Annotated in this window: 13 protein-coding genes; 10 read left to right on the top strand and 3 right to left on the bottom strand. The window is 71.9% G+C overall.

The window, feature by feature from the left end:
- Positions 1-244 precede the first annotated feature (244 nt).
- Together ACFVYN_RS19260 and ACFVYN_RS19255 are read left to right on the top strand one after the other, a co-directional pair.
- A complete protein-coding gene (locus ACFVYN_RS19260) occupies positions 245-1,384 on the top strand; it encodes an arabinogalactan endo-beta-1,4-galactanase (RefSeq protein ID WP_389999840.1) in 1,140 nt (379 codons plus the stop codon).
- 157 nt (positions 1,385-1,541) lie between these two features.
- Positions 1,542-1,931: a hypothetical protein gene (locus ACFVYN_RS19255; RefSeq protein ID WP_389999837.1), complete on the top strand. Its 390-nt coding sequence runs from the start codon at positions 1,542-1,544 to the stop codon at positions 1,929-1,931.
- A 667-nt stretch (positions 1,932-2,598) separates the two neighbouring features.
- Here ACFVYN_RS19255 and ACFVYN_RS19250 read toward each other — a convergent pair.
- Together ACFVYN_RS19250 and ACFVYN_RS19245 are read right to left on the bottom strand one after the other, a co-directional pair.
- Positions 2,599-3,801 carry an FAD-dependent oxidoreductase gene (locus ACFVYN_RS19250; protein ID WP_389999834.1) on the bottom strand — a complete coding sequence of 401 codons (1,203 nt, stop codon included), beginning with the start codon at positions 3,799-3,801 and terminating at the stop codon, positions 2,599-2,601.
- Between the two features lie 82 nt (positions 3,802-3,883).
- On the bottom strand, positions 3,884-5,122 hold the full coding sequence (locus tag ACFVYN_RS19245) for an ATP-grasp domain-containing protein (RefSeq protein ID WP_389999831.1): 1,239 nt from the start codon (positions 5,120-5,122) through the stop codon (positions 3,884-3,886).
- A 286-nt stretch (positions 5,123-5,408) separates the two neighbouring features.
- Between ACFVYN_RS19245 and fahA the strand changes: the two genes are divergently transcribed.
- The 8 genes from fahA (at position 5,409) to ACFVYN_RS19205 (ending at position 14,849) form a co-directional block, all read left to right on the top strand.
- On the top strand, positions 5,409-6,644 hold the full coding sequence (gene fahA, locus ACFVYN_RS19240; protein WP_389999829.1) for a fumarylacetoacetase: 1,236 nt from the start codon (positions 5,409-5,411) through the stop codon (positions 6,642-6,644).
- A 178-nt stretch (positions 6,645-6,822) separates the two neighbouring features.
- Entirely contained in the window at positions 6,823-7,764 is a 942-nt protein-coding gene (locus ACFVYN_RS19235; RefSeq protein WP_389999826.1) for a M56 family metallopeptidase, read from the top strand.
- Between the two features lie 220 nt (positions 7,765-7,984).
- Positions 7,985-8,770, top strand: coding sequence for a GntR family transcriptional regulator (locus ACFVYN_RS19230; RefSeq protein WP_389999823.1), 786 nt, complete (start codon positions 7,985-7,987; stop codon positions 8,768-8,770).
- A gap of 31 nt (positions 8,771-8,801) precedes the next feature.
- Positions 8,802-9,029, top strand: coding sequence for a ferredoxin family protein (locus ACFVYN_RS19225; protein WP_007383981.1), 228 nt, complete (start codon positions 8,802-8,804; stop codon positions 9,027-9,029).
- 16 nt (positions 9,030-9,045) lie between these two features.
- Positions 9,046-10,392 carry an ABC transporter substrate-binding protein gene (locus tag ACFVYN_RS19220; RefSeq protein ID WP_389999820.1) on the top strand — a complete coding sequence of 449 codons (1,347 nt, stop codon included), beginning with the start codon at positions 9,046-9,048 and terminating at the stop codon, positions 10,390-10,392.
- Positions 10,389-11,279 carry an ABC transporter permease gene (locus ACFVYN_RS19215; protein ID WP_389999817.1) on the top strand — a complete coding sequence of 297 codons (891 nt, stop codon included), beginning with the start codon at positions 10,389-10,391 and terminating at the stop codon, positions 11,277-11,279. The genes ACFVYN_RS19220 and ACFVYN_RS19215 overlap by 4 nt, the downstream gene beginning before the upstream one ends.
- The gene (locus ACFVYN_RS19210; protein WP_389999814.1) at positions 11,263-12,051 is read left to right on the top strand and encodes an ABC transporter ATP-binding protein; all 789 of its coding nucleotides are present in this window, start codon (positions 11,263-11,265) and stop codon (positions 12,049-12,051) included. Before ACFVYN_RS19215 ends, ACFVYN_RS19210 begins: the two co-directional genes overlap by 17 nt.
- 11 nt (positions 12,052-12,062) lie before the next feature.
- Positions 12,063-14,849 carry a fumarate reductase/succinate dehydrogenase flavoprotein subunit gene (locus tag ACFVYN_RS19205; RefSeq protein ID WP_389999811.1) on the top strand — a complete coding sequence of 929 codons (2,787 nt, stop codon included), beginning with the start codon at positions 12,063-12,065 and terminating at the stop codon, positions 14,847-14,849.
- Positions 14,850-14,929: 80 nt separating this feature from the next.
- Here the strand turns inward: ACFVYN_RS19205 and recQ are convergent, their stop codons facing one another.
- On the bottom strand, positions 14,930-16,960 hold the full coding sequence (gene recQ / locus ACFVYN_RS19200) for a DNA helicase RecQ (RefSeq protein WP_389999890.1): 2,031 nt from the start codon (positions 16,958-16,960) through the stop codon (positions 14,930-14,932).
- Positions 16,961-17,161: the final 201 nt, after the last annotated feature.

The following is a 17,161-nucleotide window of genomic DNA, read 5'->3' as shown; positions in this document are numbered from 1 at the left end:
CCCGCCGATGACAGGGGTGAGGGGAGCGTGAGGGGAGCTGTGCACGATCACAGAAAATGAGGGTTTTCCTTGGTCGTCCGGCGTTTCGCCGACTCCCCTCACCCCGCTCCCCCACCCCGTCCCCCGACCCTTCCCCCCAACCTCCTCCTGGCCCTTCCCCGGTTGCTCCACCGGCCCTTCCCCGGCCGCCGAAGGCACCGCAGAGCCGGTAACCCCGTGACCGTCCGCGAAAGGACCCTTTGAGATGCGCAGACGCAGTGTTCTCACCGCTGCCGGAGCCGCCGCGCTGGCCGTTCCCGTACTGGGGGCGGCGCCGGCCGTGGCCGCGCCGGCCGCCGTCCGGCGGGGGTGTCTGGACATCCGGGGCGTGGACATCTCCTCGTTGCCGAAGAACGAGGACCACGGCGCCGTGTACCGCACGGCCGACGGCCGCCGCGAGGACCCGGTCCGTCTTCTCGCACAGGCCGGCGTCACCCACGCGCGCCTCAAGGTGTGGGTGAACCCGGCCGACGGCTACAACAACAAGGCGCACATCCTGCCGCTGGCCCGCCGCCTCAAGCGGGCCGGGGTCGGCATCTGGATCGACTTCCACTACTCCGACAGCTGGGCCGACCCGGCGCACCAGACCAAGCCGGCCGCCTGGGCGGGCCTGGACGTGGCGGGCCTGACCAGGGCGGTCTACGACCACACGGCCGACGTCCTCGGCGCACTGAAGCGGCAGGGCACCCCGGCTCAGCTGGTGCAGATCGGCAACGAGCTGAACGGCGGCCTGATCTGGCCCGAGGGCAACTGGGAGCACTTCGACACCATGACCGCCTTCCTCAAGGCCGGTCTGAGCGCGGCCCGCGACACCACCCCGCGCGTCCGCACGATCCTGCACCTGGCGAACGGCGGCGACAACGGGCTGTACCGCTGGTGGTTCGACAACGTCCTGTCGTACGGCGTCGACTTCGACATCATCGGGCTCTCCTACTACCCCTTCTGGCACGGCCCGATCGCGGACGCGGCCGCCAACATGGCCGACGTCACCGCGCGTTACGGCAAGCCGTGCGTGATCGCCGAGACGGCGTACCCGTTCACGCTGGAGAGCGAGGACGACGTCAACGACATCATGAACAGCCCCTCGCAGCTGACCGACGGCTACCCGGCGACGCCCGAGGGCCAGGCCGCCTGGGTACGCGCGGTGGCCGACCTCGCCGCGGGTGTGCCGGGCGGGCAGGGCCTCGGCTACTGCTACTGGGAGGGCCTGTGGACCTACCGCGCGGGGAACGGCTGGGACCCGGCGGACCCGTCCTCGGGCAACGCGTGGGAGAACCTGGCGCTGTTCGACTTCCAGGACAGGGCGCTGCCGGGGCTGCGGACGCTGGGGCGTTATCGGTCCTAGTGCACCGGGTGCGGGGTGCAGCGGGTGCGCGGGGTGTAGGGCGGTACACCCCGCATACGGTGGTCAGCTCCCTCGTGGCCGCGGCCGGGTGGCGGAATCGTGAACGGCATCGAATCCCGCCCGTCGCATCCCGCCCCGAGAAAGGTTGGCCACAGCCATGCGCCGTCGCCGTAGCCTCACCATCGCCACCGCCCTCACGGTCGTCCTCGCCACCGGCTGCGACCCGGACAGCGTGGACAACTCGCTGGACTGCGTGTCCCACGCCGACACGATCGCGGACAGCGTCAAGGCCATCCACGAAGCCGGGTGGGACGCGGTGAAGGATCCCTCGAAGACCGCCGAATCCATCGCCACGATCGCCAAGAACGTCGACGAGATCAACAAGGTCCGGGACGACTCGGGGGACAGCGAGGTCGGCAAGGCCGTCAAGGACCTCGACAAGGCGATCGAGGACTACAACAGGTCCATCCTCAACGGCGACACCGCCCCCGACTCCACCAGGATCGACGCGGCGGCCGACCGTCTGAAGGAGGTGTGCGCCTCGTGAGGGCGGGTGAGGGTGCCGTGCCCTCCCGGGCGGGCGCGGGTGACGGCAACCCGGCAGCCGGGCGTGCCGGGGCCCCGCGGTGTCGGGGTGGTCCGCCCGGAACCCGTGACGTCGGCCGGGTCCGCCGGGGGGACGTGGCCGCCGGGCCGGAGGTTGGCGTGGTCCGACGGCCACGGGGTTGGCGCGGCCCGACAGGCGGGGCCTCGCCATGGCCCGACAGCCACGGGTTGGCGTGATCCGCCGGGCCGGGCCTCGACATGGCCCGACCACCACAGGGTTCACGCGGTCCGACCGGCCGGAGGTTGGCGCGGTCCGACCGCAACAGGGTTCACGCGGTCCGACGGGCGGCGCCTCGGCATGGTCCGACCGCCACAGGGTTCACGCCGTCCGACGGGCCGGGCCTCGGCATGGTCTCTCGGGCAGCGTGTCAGCAAGAACCGCCCGGGCAGACCGAGCCATGGACCGCCGGAAAGGCCGTAGGCGTGGGACGCCGGGCACGACGCGAGCACAGATCGCCCCGACACGACGTCAGCACAGACCGCCCGGCAAGGTCGTCGCCATGGACCGCCGGACCACAACGTCAACACGAACCGCCCCGGCACGGCCTGAACACAGACCGCCCGGAGAGGCAGCCAGGCAAGGCGTCGACACCGACCGCCCGACTGACCTACCCGTGGGCCCCCGCCAAGTGGTGGGCCAGCCTCGGGGAGGCGAACTCCGTGCCGCACACGAAGCGCATCACCGGGCCGTAGGACGCCGCCGCCGGCAGGCCGGTGAAGTACAGGCCGGGGACGGAGGAGACGTATCCGGCGCCGAGCCTGGGCGTGCCCCGGCTGACCGCGAGGGCGGTGCGCAGTTCGTGCCCGAGGAAGTCCATCGCGGCGAGGTCGACGCGGTAGCCGGTGGCCGCGATGACGTGGTCGGCGGTGAGGCGGTCCAGGGTCCCGGTGCCGGTGAGGACCTCCAGGCTCGGGTGTCCCTCCGAAGCGTCCGCCTTGAGGATCCGGTCCACCTCGGTGACCTGGACCTTGCCCTCGAAGCGGTCGCGCAGCCACCATGCGCCGAGCGGGCCGAGGACCCGTCGGACCAGGTAGTGACGGGCGCCGGCCGGCAGGCGACGGTACGGGTGCGGGTAGTAGGTCAGGGCCCACAGCGACCAGGCCCGGCCGAAGGGCGACTCGGGGCGCAGCCTCGGCTGCTTCCACGGCGGTGCGCCGAAGGCCACGCGCCCGCGGCCGCGGGCGACCACCCTGACCTGCGCGCCCGCCTCCGCCGCGAGGACGGCCGTCTCCAGTGCGGACTGCCCGGCGCCGACGACGATCAGCTCCTTGCCGGAGTAGCGGGTCAGGTCGTGGTGCTGGGAGCTGTGGGAGACCGGGCCGGTGGGCGCCGGTCCGTCGGGGATGGCGGTGGCCAGCTCCCGGGGCAGGTGGGAGAGCCCGGAGAGACCGGTGGCGACGACGACCGCCCGCGCGGTGAACGACTCCCCCGAGTCGAGTTTGAGCTGGAAGTCCCCCCGCTCGCCGCGGTCCACGGACACCACCCGCACCTGTTCCAGCTCGGGCACCAGTTTCTGCTGGAACCACTGGCCGTAGGCGATGAAGGTCTCGACGGGGACGATGTCCTCGTCCGTCACCAGCCGGGGGATCCCCGCCGCGTCGCAGTAGTCGACGAGGGTGTGCCCGTGCTGGGGCGCGTCGAGACTGGAGGCGGCCGGGGTCGATTTGAGGAGCATGCCCGCGGGCATGTGGTCGCGCCAGCTGACCATGGGGTCGCCGAAGACGCGCACGGGGATGCCACGGGCCCGCAGATGGGCCGCGGTCGACAGGCCGAAGGGCCCGGCGCCGATGACTGCTACCGGTTGGATCACGAAGTCCCTCCCCAGGACGTCACTTCGTCACTTCGTGGTGGTGCCGCTGTTCAACTGGTCCGCTGTTCAACTGGTCCGCTGTTCAACTGGTCGCGCTGCCGCGGCGGTTGGTCCGCCACAGCTGGTAGAGATGCTTCGCACCGGGCCGCACGAAGCGCCCGAGCATGGTGAGGAACGGCAGCGGGTCGTCACCCGCGAACCAGGCCAGCTCGGTCCCGCTGGGCCGCGCCGGCGCGTGCGGGGTCGTATAGCCGCTGCGGCGGTAGGCGAGCAGGGCGGGCAGGTCGATGTTCTCCACGACATAGCGGTGCCCGGCCCGCTGTTCCCCCTCCGGAACGGGCCGCCCGGTGAGGTCCAGGTGCATGGCGCGGACGACGTCCACCCCCGACTCGCTCTCGAAGAGCCGGAACTGGGCGCCCATGCGGGGGTTGAAGTCGAGCAGTTTGTACTGACCGTCGCGCCGGTCGAAGCGCAGGTCGAGGTCGATGACGCCGGTGTAGCCGATCTGTTTGACGAAACGTGCGGCGAGGTCCGCGAGTTCCGGGTTGTCGACGACGTACGCGTTGGCCGTCATGCCCGCGTGCGGCGGCCAGGAGCGCACCTTGACGCCGGTGAACAGGGCCAGCGGGGTCGAGTTGGCGTCGACGTAGGCGTGCACGATCCAGTCCTCGGCCTCCTCTCGTGGCAGGTATTCCTGGAGGATCACCCCGGGCCGCTCGCCCCAGTCACGGGCGAGGGCGAGCAGCCGCTCACGGGTGGTGATGCGCGTGGTGCCGCTCACCGCGGGCCGTCGGCGCCGTACGAACGCCTCGCGGTTCTTGGCCACCACCGGGAAGCGGGCCTTCTCGGCGAAGGCCACGATGTCGTCGTACGACTGCGGGAAGGCGGCCTGCGGGCTCGCGATGCCGTGCTCCACGCACAGTTCGTGCAGGCCCTGTTTGCTGGCCAGCCGACGGATGAGGCCGGGCTCCACGCGCGGGAAGAGGAACCGGCCGAGGAGGTCGCGCTGGTGCTCGGCGATCAGGACCGCCGCCTCCTCGTCGGTCGGCACGAGGACGGCGGGGCGGCCGATGCGGCGCCCGATCCGGACCAGTCCCTCGACCAGCCGGCCGGGGTCCTCGGTGCCGGTCGTCGGCCAGACGAACGCGCGCGTGAGGTACCGGGAAGCGGCCGCGGGTGTGTAGCGGTCCTCCGTGATGGCGTACATGGGCACGCCGAGGCGGCCCAGACTGCGGATCGCGCCGACTCCGCCGTGGTGCAGCGGATAGTCGCCGAACTTGACGATCAGGGCCGGAACCTCACGGTCGGCCTCGAACGGCACCCTGCTCGCGCTCCTGCTCGCACTCCTGGCCACGGTCCCCCCACGCGTCCCCCCACGGACGCGATCCCACCCATCCCGTCCGTGCTCGCAAAGGACGCTAAGCCGGAATGGAAGCCTCCGACCGTCCCTTAACGGGACATTGCTAACTCTTTAGCCACAGTGCCAGCCCTTTGGACACTCCCGTGACCGGCGACTCGGCCGTAACGTGTGGCGCGACCACCCGGACCGCACCGTGTGCCGCGACCACCTGGTCGGCACGGCACGCGCGAGAGTGAGGCAGCACCCCATGCCCCCCTTCGTTGTCCCGTTCGACGTGCCCGAGGGCGACCCCTTCGGCCCGCACAACCTTCCCTACGGCGTCTTCTCGCCGGCGGGCTCGGCCGACCGGACCGTCGGCGTCCGGCTCGGCGACCACGTCCTCGACGCGGGCGCGGCCGCCGCCGCCCTCGGCTCCCCGTACGTCTCCCTGCTCGCCCGGCCCTCCCTGGGCGCGCTCCTCGCCGCCGGCCGCACGGCCTGGTCGGACGTGCGGCGCGCGCTGACCGCGTGGGTGACGGTGCCGGCGCACCAGGAGGCGATCGCGGCCTTCTTCCACCCGCTGTCCTCGGTCGACCTGCATCTCCCCTTCGAGGTCGCGGACTACGTCGACTTCTACGCCTCCGAGAACCACGCGCGAAACGTCGGCCGGATCTTCCGCCCCGACGCCGCCGACTCGCTGACCCCCAACTGGAAGCACCTGCCGATCGGTTACCACGGCCGCGCGGGCACGGTGGTGGTGTCGGGGACGGATGTCGTACGGCCGTCAGGGCAGCGGAAGGCCCCTGCCGACGAGGCTCCCGTCTTCGGGCCGTCCGTGCGGCTGGACATCGAGGCCGAGGTCGGCTTCGTGGTCGGGACGCCCTCGGAGCTGGGCCGGCCGGTCGGGCTCGGTGACTTCCGGGAGCACGTCTTCGGGCTGTGCCTGCTCAACGACTGGTCCGCGCGGGACGTCCAGGCCTGGGAGTACGTTCCCCTCGGCCCGTTCCTCGGCAAGTCGTTCGCCACGTCGGTGTCGGCGTGGATCACCCCGCTGGACGCCCTGGAGGAGGCCCGGGTGGCGCCGCCGGAGCGGACGCACGAGCTGCTGCCGTACCTGGACGACACCGCCTCCGACGTGGAGCCGGGCGGCTACGACCTGCGGATCTCCGTCGCGATCAACGGCCATGTGGTGTCGGAGCCGCCCTTTTCCACCATGTACTGGACGGCGGCCCAGCAGTTGGCGCACATGACCGTGAACGGGGCCTCGCTCAGGACGGGCGACCTGTACGGCTCGGGCACGGTGAGCGGTCCCTCCGCCGACCAGCGGGGGTCGCTCCTTGAGCTGACCTGGAACGGACAGGACGCGCTGGAACTCCCCGACGGCAAGCGGACGTTCCTCGAGGACGGGGACGTGGTGACGCTGTCGGCGTGGGCTCCCGGCCCCGGCGGGGTCCGGGTGGGCCTGGGGGATGTGGTGGGACGGGTGGTGTCCGGGGACGTGTGAGGTGTCGTGTGAGGTGTCCGGAGCTGTTCGAGTCCTGCCGCGGGGCGTCCGCTCACGGCATACTGGCGACGGGCGGCATACGTGGACGACGTGTCGACCGCCCTGCAGCGCCTCACCGCACAGTCCCACCGCACAGCCCCATCTCCCCTGTCTCCGATCAGGATGCGGAGCCCGTGGCATGACACTCTGCCTGCTCCTGCTGAGCACCGTCGCCGTGGCGGCCGCCGTGCCGGTGCCGCGCGCGCTCACCCGGGCCGCGTGGCCCGAACGGGAACCGGTGGTCGGGCTGTGGGTGTGGCAGTGCCTGGTCGCCACGGTCCTGCTGTCCTGCCTGACCGCGCTGGTACTGGGCGCGGCGGCCGTCTTCCACACGGTCCGCGACCATGTGTTCGCCCCGGCGCCGCCGGCCGTGACCGCGGCCTACGACCTGTCGGCCGCGCCGGTCTGGTCGGTCGCCGCGACCCTCGCGCTGGCGGCCGGGGCCGCGTGGACCACGGCGATGCTGGCCCGTGAACTGGTCGAGGCCCGGCGGCGCCGGGGTCTGGCCCGTGAGCATCTGCGGGAGCGCGCGCCGGATCTGCCGGCCGGGCTCGGGGCGGCGACGCGCGGACCGCTGCTGGTGCTGGAGGACGAGTACCCGGACGCGTGGTGGATGCCGGGGAGTCCGCCGCAGCTGATCGTCACGACCGGTGCGCTGCACCGGCTGACCGATCACCAGCTGGACGCCGTCCTCACCCACGAGCGCGGCCATGCGCGGGCCCACCACGACTGGCTGCTCCACCTCTCGACCGCGCTGGCCACCGGGTTTCCGCGGGTACCGCTGTTCGCCCACTTCTGCGACCAGACGCACCGGCTGGTGGAGCTGGCGGCGGACGACACGGCGTCGCGGCGGTGCGGTCACCTGACGACGGCGTTGGCGCTGATCGAGTTGAACCAGCATCGGGGGGTGCTGTCGTGCGCGTCCAGTCATCGGTTGCTGGGTGAGCGGGTGGATCGGCTGCTGGAGCCGCCGCCGCGGTTGCTGCGCAGGCAGCGGGCGCTGACGTCTGCGACGGCTGCGCTGGTGCCGTTGCTGCCGTTGCTGATCGTTTTTGGGCCGGGGTTGTCGGCGCTGGCGTAGGGGCAGTGGGGTTGGGTTTCGGCTGCGGGCCCGGTGGGGGCTGGGCGCGCAGTTCCCCGCGCCCCTGAGTAGGTCCACCCTCGCCTGTTGTCTTCCGCAGGTGGCACATCTCACCCCACAGCCATAGAAACCGCAGGTCAGCCCTGAAACCGTCACATCGTCAGGTGGCGCAACAATCCCGCAACACTCCTTTTCCTACCAGCTCGCTATGGTTCCAGCCATGCCATCCACCGACCGTATCCGGGACCACGCGGGTCAGGGCGCGACCACCGTCGCCGCCCGGGCCCGGCGCCGGCTGCGTGCGGACCAGGCGCGGCAGCTCGCCGATCTCCTACGCCACCAGCTCCTGACCGGCGGCTTCGAGAGCGGCACCCTTCCCCACGAGACGACTCTCGCCGCCGACTACGGCGCCTCCCGCAACACGGTCCGCGAAGCCCTGGACCTGCTCCGCGCGGAAGGACTGGTCGAGCGCCTCCCCGGCGTCGGCACCGTGATCGTCGGCCAGAAGTACCCCCATGGCCTGGACCGTCTGATGGGCCTCGCGGAAACCCTGCGCGAACACGGCACGGTCACCAACGAGGTCCGCACCATGGGCCCCGCCCCCGCTCCGCACCCGGTGGCCCAGCGCCTCCAGGTCGACCCCGGCACCGACGTCCTCTACATAGAACGTCTGCGCCGCCTGAACGGCCTCCCCCTCTCCCTCGACCTCACCTACATCCCGCTCGACCTCGGCACCGCACTGCTCGGCGCCGACCTGGAGAACACCGACGTCTTCCGCCTCCTGGAGACGATCACCGGCCAGGGTCTCGGCCACGCCGAGATCACCCTGGAGGCGGTGAACGCGGACGCGCACTCCGCCGCCGTACTGGAGGCCCCGCGCGGCGCGGCCGTTCTCATGCTGGAACGCCTCACGCACCTCGCCGACGGGCGCCCGGTCGACCTGGAGTTCATCCGCTTCCGTGGCGACCGCATCACCATGAGCGGTCTGCTGCACCGCTCCCTCTGACCTCTTTCCGAGCCGTTTCCTGGAGACAGCCATGCCCTTGGTGCCCCAGCGGGCCGACGTGCCCGTGACCATCGACGAGTCCAAGTGCATCGACGGCTGCACCCTGTGCGTGGACATGTGCCCGCTGGACTCGCTGGCCATCGACAACAGCAGCGGCAAGGCCTACATGCACGTCGACGAGTGCTGGTACTGCGGCCCGTGCGCGGCCCGCTGTCCCACCGGAGCCGTCACGGTCAACATGCCCTATCTGCTCCGGTGAGAGGCCCAGAACTCCCATGAAACGCACACCACTCGCAGCTCTCGCAGCACTCCTCCTGCTCCCCCTCACCGGCTGCGGCGGCAACGCGGCGGCCGGGGACGGCGGCTCCACGGTCACCGTCACCGTCGGCTACCAGTCCAAGACCATCAACACGGTCACCGCCGGCACCCTGCTGCGCTCCCTCGGCTACTTCGAGAAGGAGCTCAACTCCCTGCACGACGGCAAGACCTACAAGGTCGACTGGCAGGACTACGCCACCGGCGCCCCGATCACCGCCCAGATGACCGCCGGGAAGATCGACATCGGCTCGATGGGCGACTTCCCGCTCCTCATCAACGCGGCCCGCGGCAAGCAGCTCGGCAAGCCCACCCGCCTGGTCTCGGTCACGGGCTACAACCTCCGCGGCGGCCTCAACACCGTCGTCACCTCCCCGGGCTCGAAACTGGCCTCCCTCGCCGGCCTCAAGGGCAAGAAGGTCTCCACCAGCGTCGGTTCCGCCGCCGACGGCACCCTCGTGCGCGCCCTCCAGCGGGCCGGCATCGACCCGGACAAGGGCATCGAGAAGCTCAACCAGCAGCCCGCGGTGGGCGCTTCGGCTCTGACGGCGGGTAGTACGGACGCGCTCTCCCAGTTCGTCGCCTGGCCCGGACTGCTCGCCTACCAGGGCAAGGCGAAGGCCCTGTACGACGGCGCCGAGCTGAACCTGCCGACCTTCCACGGCGTCACCGCCCGCGAGGACTTCGCCACGAAGCGCCCGGCGGTCCTGGAAGCGTTCCTGAAGGCCCAGGCCGAGGCCACCGACTACCTCAACGACCACCCGGTCGCCGCCGCCGAGTCCGTCGCGAAGGCCACCGGTCTGCCCGCCGAGGTCGTCTACCTCTACAACGGCGCCCACGGCATCGCCACCTTCGACCCGGCGGTCAAACCGCAGCTGGTCTCCGCGCTGAAGCAGGACGTGTCGGTGCTGAAGGCGGCCAAGCTGACCGGCGACATCGACGTGGACTCCTTCGTCGACGACCAGTACGTCAAGAAGGCCCTCGGAGCCGGTTACGCCGAGCGCCTCGCCGCTGCTCCCGCCGCCTCCGCGAGCGAGGTCTGGCCCAAGGGCGCCTCCTCGACCCGGAGCTTCAAGACGCCGGCCGAGCTCCTCGCCTACGTCTCCGCGCACAAGGACGGCATCCGCGCCGCCTACGTCCCCGACGCCACCACCGGCACCCTTTGGTTCGCCGACAAGGCGGTCTGGGTGGCCGACGGCACCCAACTGCTGCCCTTCGTCGCCCCGGAGACCGCGCGGGCCTACGTCTCGGCGCACGGCGGCGCCCGGGTCGTCACATACGCCGACGCGCTGGCGCAGGCGTCATGAGCCGGCCCCTGCCGAAAGCCGGCCGGTACGCGCTGCGGGCGGCCTCGCTGGGGATCGCCCTCGGCGTGTGGCAGCTGCTGACCAGCCTGGACATCGATCTGTGGCTGCGCTTCTCGCAGTTCCCCACGGTCGCCGACGTGGCCCGCACCTTCGCCGACCGGCTGTCCGGCCCCGACTACTGGACGGACCTCACCGACAGCCTCACCCGCATCCTCACCGGCTTCCTGCTCGCCGCGGTGCTCGGCGTGGCGACGGGCGTGCTCGTGGCACGCTCCCGCCTCGCCGAGGACCTGCTCGGGCCGGTGCTGGAGGTCGTCCGGCCGATCCCCGCGATCGCCCTCGTCCCGGTCGCGATCCTCCTGTTCCCCTCCAACGAGCAGGGCATCGTCTTCATCACCTTCACCGCCGCCTTCTTCCCCGTCCTGGTCTCCACCCGGCACGCGGTCCGCGCGCTGACCCCCGTATGGGAGGAGGCGGTGCTGACCATGGGCGGCGGCCGGTGGCGGATCCTCGCCTCGGTCGTCCTGCCGGGCGCCCTGCCCGGCATCTTCGGCGGCCTGTCCGTCGGCATCGGCGTCTCGTGGATCTGTGTGATCTCCGCCGAGATGATCTCCGGCCAGTACGGCGTCGGCTACCGCACCTGGCAGGACTACACCGTCGTCAACTACGCGGGCGTCTTCGTCGGCATGGTCACCATCGGCGTCCTCGGCTGGCTGACGTCCACCGCCGTGGAACTGCTGGGGCGCCGGCTGACGCGCTGGCTGCCGCGGACGTCGTACGTCGCCGGGGCCCGGCCAAGGACACCGCGCGCCGCGACCCCGCCCGCGCCCCTGCGCGAGGCACCCGCACCCGAGGCCGAGGAGGCACGCGATGAGCACCTCGTCTGACACGCTCTTCGACACGGCGGCCCAGACCCCGTCCGCCCCGCGCGGCACCCGCCTCACCCTCCGGAAGGCCACTCTCGGCCGGCCGGACGCCCCCGTGGTCACCGGCGTCGACCTGGACATCGTCCCCGGCGAGATCCTCACCGTCGTCGGCTCCTCCGGCTGTGGCAAGTCCACGCTGCTGCGCACCCTGTCCGGCCTCCTCCCCCTGCTCTCGGGCGAGGTCGCCCAGGACGGCCGGCCCCTCACCGGCCCCGGCGCCGAACGTGCCCTGGTCTTCCAGGAGGACGCCCTCCTGCCCTGGCGCACCCTGCGGGCCAACGTCGAACTCCCGCTGGCCATCAAGGGCCTGCCGCGCGCCGAGCGCCGCGCACAGGCCGAGTCCTGGCTGGACCGGGTCGGACTCGCCGACCACGCCCGGCAGTTGCCGCACCGCGTCTCCGGCGGGCAGCGCCAGCGCGCCCAGCTGGCCCGCGCCCTCGCGGGAGCACCCCGCGCCGTCCTCATGGACGAACCCTTCGGCGCCCTCGACGCCCAGACCCGCGCCGGCATGCAGGACCTGCTGGTGGAGGTGCTCCGGGGCACGGGCGCGACCGTCGTCTTCGTCACCCACGACGTGGACGAGGCACTCTTCCTCGGCGACCGCGTGGCGCTCCTCGGGGACGGCCGCCTGACCGCCGTACGCGAGGTGCCGCGCCCGCGCGACCGCACGGCGCACGACGATCCCGCGCGCGTGGCGCTGCGGCGCGACGTCCTCTCCTCGCTCGGAACCTGAAAGGCCCCCCGGTGACCACCTCCGTGAACCCGCCCCTGGAGATCCCCGCGCTCACCGACGCCGAGGAGCTCACCTGCGACGTCCTCGTCATCGGCGGCGGCACCGCCGGCACCATGGCCGCCCTGACCGCCGCCGAGCACGGCGCGGACGTACTGCTGCTGGAGAAGGCCCACGTCCGGCACTCCGGCGCGCTCGCCATGGGCATGGACGGCGTCAACAACGCGGTCATCCCCGGCCGTGCCGAGCCCGACGACTACGTCGCCGAGATCACCCGCGCCAACGACGGCATCGTCGACCAGTCCACGGTCCGCCAGACCGCCACCCGCGGCTTCGGCATGGTGCAGCGCCTGGAGTCGTACGGCGTGAAGTTCGAGAAGGACGAGCACGGCGACTACGCGGTCCGCCAGGTCCACCGCTCCGGCTCCTACGTGCTGCCGATGCCGGAGGGCAAGGACGTCAAGAAGGTCCTGTACCGGCAGCTGCGGCGGCGTGAGATGCGGGAGCGGATCCGCATCGAGAACCGGGTGATGCCGGTGCGGGTGCTGACGGCTCCCGAGGACGGACGCGCTGTGGGGGCGGTCGGCTTCAACACGCGTACCGGCGCGTTCGTCACGGTCCGCGCGGGCGCGGTGATCCTGGCGACCGGAGCCTGCGGCCGCCTGGGCCTGCCCGCCTCCGGCTACCTGTACGGCACCTACGAGAACCCGACCAACGCGGGCGACGGCTACGCCATGGCCTACCACGCGGGCGCCGAGCTCACCGGCATCGAGTGCTTCCAGATCAACCCGCTGATCAAGGACTACAACGGCCCCGCCTGCGCGTACGTCGCCAACCCCTTCGGCGGCTACCAGGTCAACCGGCACGGCGAGCGCTTCGTCGACTCCGACTACTGGTCGGGCCAGATGATGGCCGAGTTCGCGGCGGAGGTCGCGTCCGACCGGGGCCCGGTGTACCTGAAGCTGAGCCACCTGCCCGAGGAGTCGATCTCGTCCCTGGAGTCGATCCTGCACTCCACGGAACGGCCCACCCGAGGGACCTTCCACGAGGGCCGCGGTCACGACTACCGCACCCATGACATCGAGATGCACATCTCCGAGATCGGTCTGTGCGGCGGCCACTCGGCCTCCGGCGTCCGCGTCGACGACCACGCCCGCACGACCGTCCCCCGCCTGTACGCCGCCGGCGACCTGGCCTGCGTCCCGCACAACTACATGATCGGCGCGTTCGTCTTCGGCGACCTCGCGGGCGCGGACGCCTCCCAGTACGGGCCGTACGAAGGGCAGTTGCCGCTCCACCAGCTCCGCGAGGCGCACGAACTGATCTACCGCCCGCTGCGCAACCCGGACGGCCCGCCGCAGCCCCAGGTCGAGTACAAACTGCGCCGCTTCGTGAACGACTACGTGGCCCCGCCGAAGTCCGGCGCCCGTCTCTCGCTGGCTCTGGAGTCCTTCGAGCGGATGCGCGAGGACATCGCCGCGATGGGCGCCCAGACCCCGCACGAGCTGATGCGCTGCGCCGAGGTCTCCTTCATCCGCGACTGCGCCGAGATGGCCGCGCGCGCGTCCCTGGCCCGCACGGAGTCCCGCTGGGGCCTCTACCACGACCGTATCGACCACCCCCATCGCGACGACGCCTCCTGGTTCCACCACCTCGACCTGCACAAGTCCCCCTCCGGTGCGATGGAGTTCACGGCCCGTCCCGTGGCTCCCTATCTGGTTCCGATCGACGAGTTCACCCCGGTCGGCGGCCCGTCCCGGCACATCGGCGAGGTGCACGCCGAGCAGGTGGCGACGGCGGGGGCGCGTGAGCTGGCCCCGGTCGCCGCCGGGCGGCCCGGTGCCACGGACGGCACCGCCGACCGTCCCGGTACCGGCACCGAGACGGACGCCCCGGTCTCCCCCTCTCCTGTCTCACCCCGTCTGCTCGGCCTCCTCGCCCTCGCCGAGCAGGAGCCCGAACTCGCCGCCCTGCGGACCTACTTGTCCGATCCCGACCCGGCCGTCCGCCGTACCGCCGTCAGCGTCCTGACGGAGACCGCGCCACCGGGGACCGGTCCGGTGCTCGCGGAGTCCCTCACCGATCACGACCCCGGGGTCCGCGCCGCAGCGGCCGCGTCCCTGCGTGAACTCGTCGAGACACTGCCGCCCGAACCCGCCCTCCGCGAGGGGCTCGCCGCCGCTCTGGCCGAGTCCGACCCGGTCGTCCGCGCCGCCGCCCTGGACGTCCTGCGTGCCCTGCGCCTCGGTGACACCGAACTCTTCGCCGGCGCCCTCACCGACTCGGACATCGCCGTCCGCATCGAGGCCGTCCGCGCTCTCGTCTCCGTGGACGCCGCCGCGGAACTCGCCCGCGCGGCCACCACCGACCCGTCCCGCGAGGTCCGCGTGACGATCGCCAAGGCGCTGGCGACGGTGTCGGCTGACCGCCCGCTGGACGTCACCCTCGACGCCCTGACCCGTCTCACCGAGGACCCCGACGCCCTGGTGCAGGGGGCCGCCTACGGAGCACTGGGCACCACCGGCTGCCCCGCGCCCCTCGCCACCCGCGCCGTCACCGCCCTGTCGGCCGCCGCCTGGCAGGTCCGGTCGGGTGCCGCGACGGCGCTGTCCGCCGCCGACCCGGACGTGGCCGTCCCCGCCCTCGCCAAGGCCCTGGCCGACCCGAACGCCGACGTCCGCAAGGCGGCCGTCCTCGCCCTGACCCGGCACACGGGCACCGAGGACGCCCGCGCGGCCCTGGCCACGGCGACGACGGACTCGGACGCGGACGTCAGGGCGTACGCGACACGCGCCTTGTGACCGGGCCTGACGTGAGGTGACGCAGGACAGGGGGTGCGTGCGGCACAACCCCCGTACCCTTCACCGGAGCCCGGCGGCGGCTATATCCAGTCGTCCTCGGGCTCCGCGTCCGCGTCCATCTCGGGCCAGTGATCCTCACCGGGCTCCGCGGCGGGGTGCGTCCCCGGATGCGCGTCGCCTGCCTGGCTCGGGATCTTCGGGGCAGCACCGCCGTCGGACAGCCCTGCGAGTACCTCGATCACGCCCTCCCCGTATGTCACGAGCTTCTTCTCGCCGACCCCGCCGACGCTCCCGAGCTCCGTCACCGACGTGGGCCACACCGTGACGATCTCCCTGAGCGTGGCGTCGTGGAAGATGACGTACGCCGGGACGCCCTGCTCACGGGCCTGCTCGGCGCGCCAGACCCGCAGCGCCTCGAAGGCCGGCACCAGCGCCTCGGGCAGCTCGGCCACCACGGCCTTGGCCTTGCCCCGCCCGGACGAGGAGGAGGAGGCCGACTTGGCGGTGGCGGGCTTCTTGGGCTCCTTGCGCAGCGGCACCTCGCGCTCCCGCCGCAGCACCGCGCCGCTCGCCTCGGTCAGCACCAGCGTGCCGTAGTCCCCCTCGACCGCGAGCAGCCCCTGGGCCAGCAACTGCCGTACGACACCGCGCCATTCGCCCTCGGAGAGCTCCTCGCCGATGCCGAACACGGACAGCTGGTCGTGGTCGAACTGGATGACCTTGGCGGTGCGCTTGCCGAGCAGGATGTCGACGATCTGGACCGCCCCGAACTTCTGTCCCCGCTCCCGCTGGAGCCGCACGATCGTCGACAGCACCTTCTGGGCCGCGACCGTCCCGTCCCAGGTCTCGGGCGGGGTGAGGCAGGTGTCGCAGTTGCCGCAGCCCGTGGGCTCCGGTTCCTGGCCGAAGTAGTTCAGGAGCTGCTCGCGCCTGCACTGCGCGGTCTCGCACAGCGCGAGCATCGAGTCCAGGTGGGCGGCGGCCCGGCGTCGGAACGCCTCGTCGCCCTCGCTCGACTGGATCATCTTGCGCTGCTGTATGACGTCATTGAGGCCGTAGGCCATCCAGGCCGTGGACGGCAGTCCGTCCCGACCCGCGCGGCCCGTCTCCTGGTAGTAGCCCTCGACCGACTTGGGCAGGTCCAGGTGGGCCACGAAGCGGACGTCCGGCTTGTCGATACCCATGCCGAAGGCGATGGTCGCCACCACCACCAGGCCGTCCTCGCGCAGGAAGCGGGACTGGTGGGCGGCGCGGGTGCCCGCGTCCAGGCCCGCGTGGTACGGGACCGCCTCGATGCCGTTGCGGGAGAGGAACTCGGCCGTGGCCTCCACCGACTTGCGGGAGAGGCAGTACACGATGCCCGCGTCGCCCGCGTGCTCCTCGCGCAGGAACGCGAGCAGCTGTTTCTTGGGGTCGGCCTTGGGGATGATGCGGTACTGGATGTTGGGCCGGTCGAAGCTCGCCACGAAGTGCCGGGCCGTCGGCATGTTCAGCCGCTGGGTGATCTCCTCGTGCGTGGCACGGGTGGCCGTCGCGGTGAGCGCGATCCGCGGGACGTCGGGCCAGCGCTGGCCGAGCACCGACAGCGTCAGGTAGTCGGGGCGGAAGTCGTGGCCCCACTGGGAGACGCAGTGCGCCTCGTCGATGGCGAAGACGGCGATCTTGCCGCGGGAGAGGAGATCCTGCGTGGCGTCGAGGCGCAGCCGCTCCGGCGCCAGGTACAGCAGGTCCAGCTCGCCAGCCAGGAACTCGGCCTCCACCACGCGGCGCTCGTCGAAGTCCTGCGTGGAGTTCATGAACCCGGCGCGGACGCCGAGCGCCCTGAGCGCGTCCACCTGGTCCTGCATCAGCGCGATGAGCGGTGAGACGACGATGCCCGTGCCGGGTCTGACCAGGGACGGAATCTGGTAGCACAGCGACTTGCCGGCGCCGGTCGGCATGAGGACGACGGCGTCCCCGCCGGCCACCACATGCTCGATGACCTCTCCCTGCTCGCCGCGGAAGGCGTCGTATCCGAAGACCCGGTGCAGCGTGGCCAGTGCCTCGCTGTCGCTCGCGTCCGGTGTCCCGGTGATCCCTGGCATCTCGCTGATACCGCCCATCCCGCCCATAGTCCCGTCCCCCGTACGTCGTCCCTCGACCACTGCCTCCACGATAGGGGTCGGCACCGACAGCGTCGGAGTTATCCACAGGCCGGACCGGTGACGTTCCGTGGTCATTCGATCGGTCGATGTCACATGGCGCACTCGTTCGAGGCGGGACATGCTGCTGGGGCGGGCCGGTGAGACCCGTCCTCCCACGGACGGCGCCTC

Origin of the sequence: Streptomyces sp. NPDC058307, assembly GCF_042880295.1 — a bacterium.
Classification (GTDB): Bacteria; Actinomycetota; Actinomycetes; order Streptomycetales; family Streptomycetaceae; genus Streptomyces.
The sequence above is the reverse complement of the archived record's forward strand: the minus strand, read 5'-3'. Positions and strand labels throughout refer to the sequence as shown.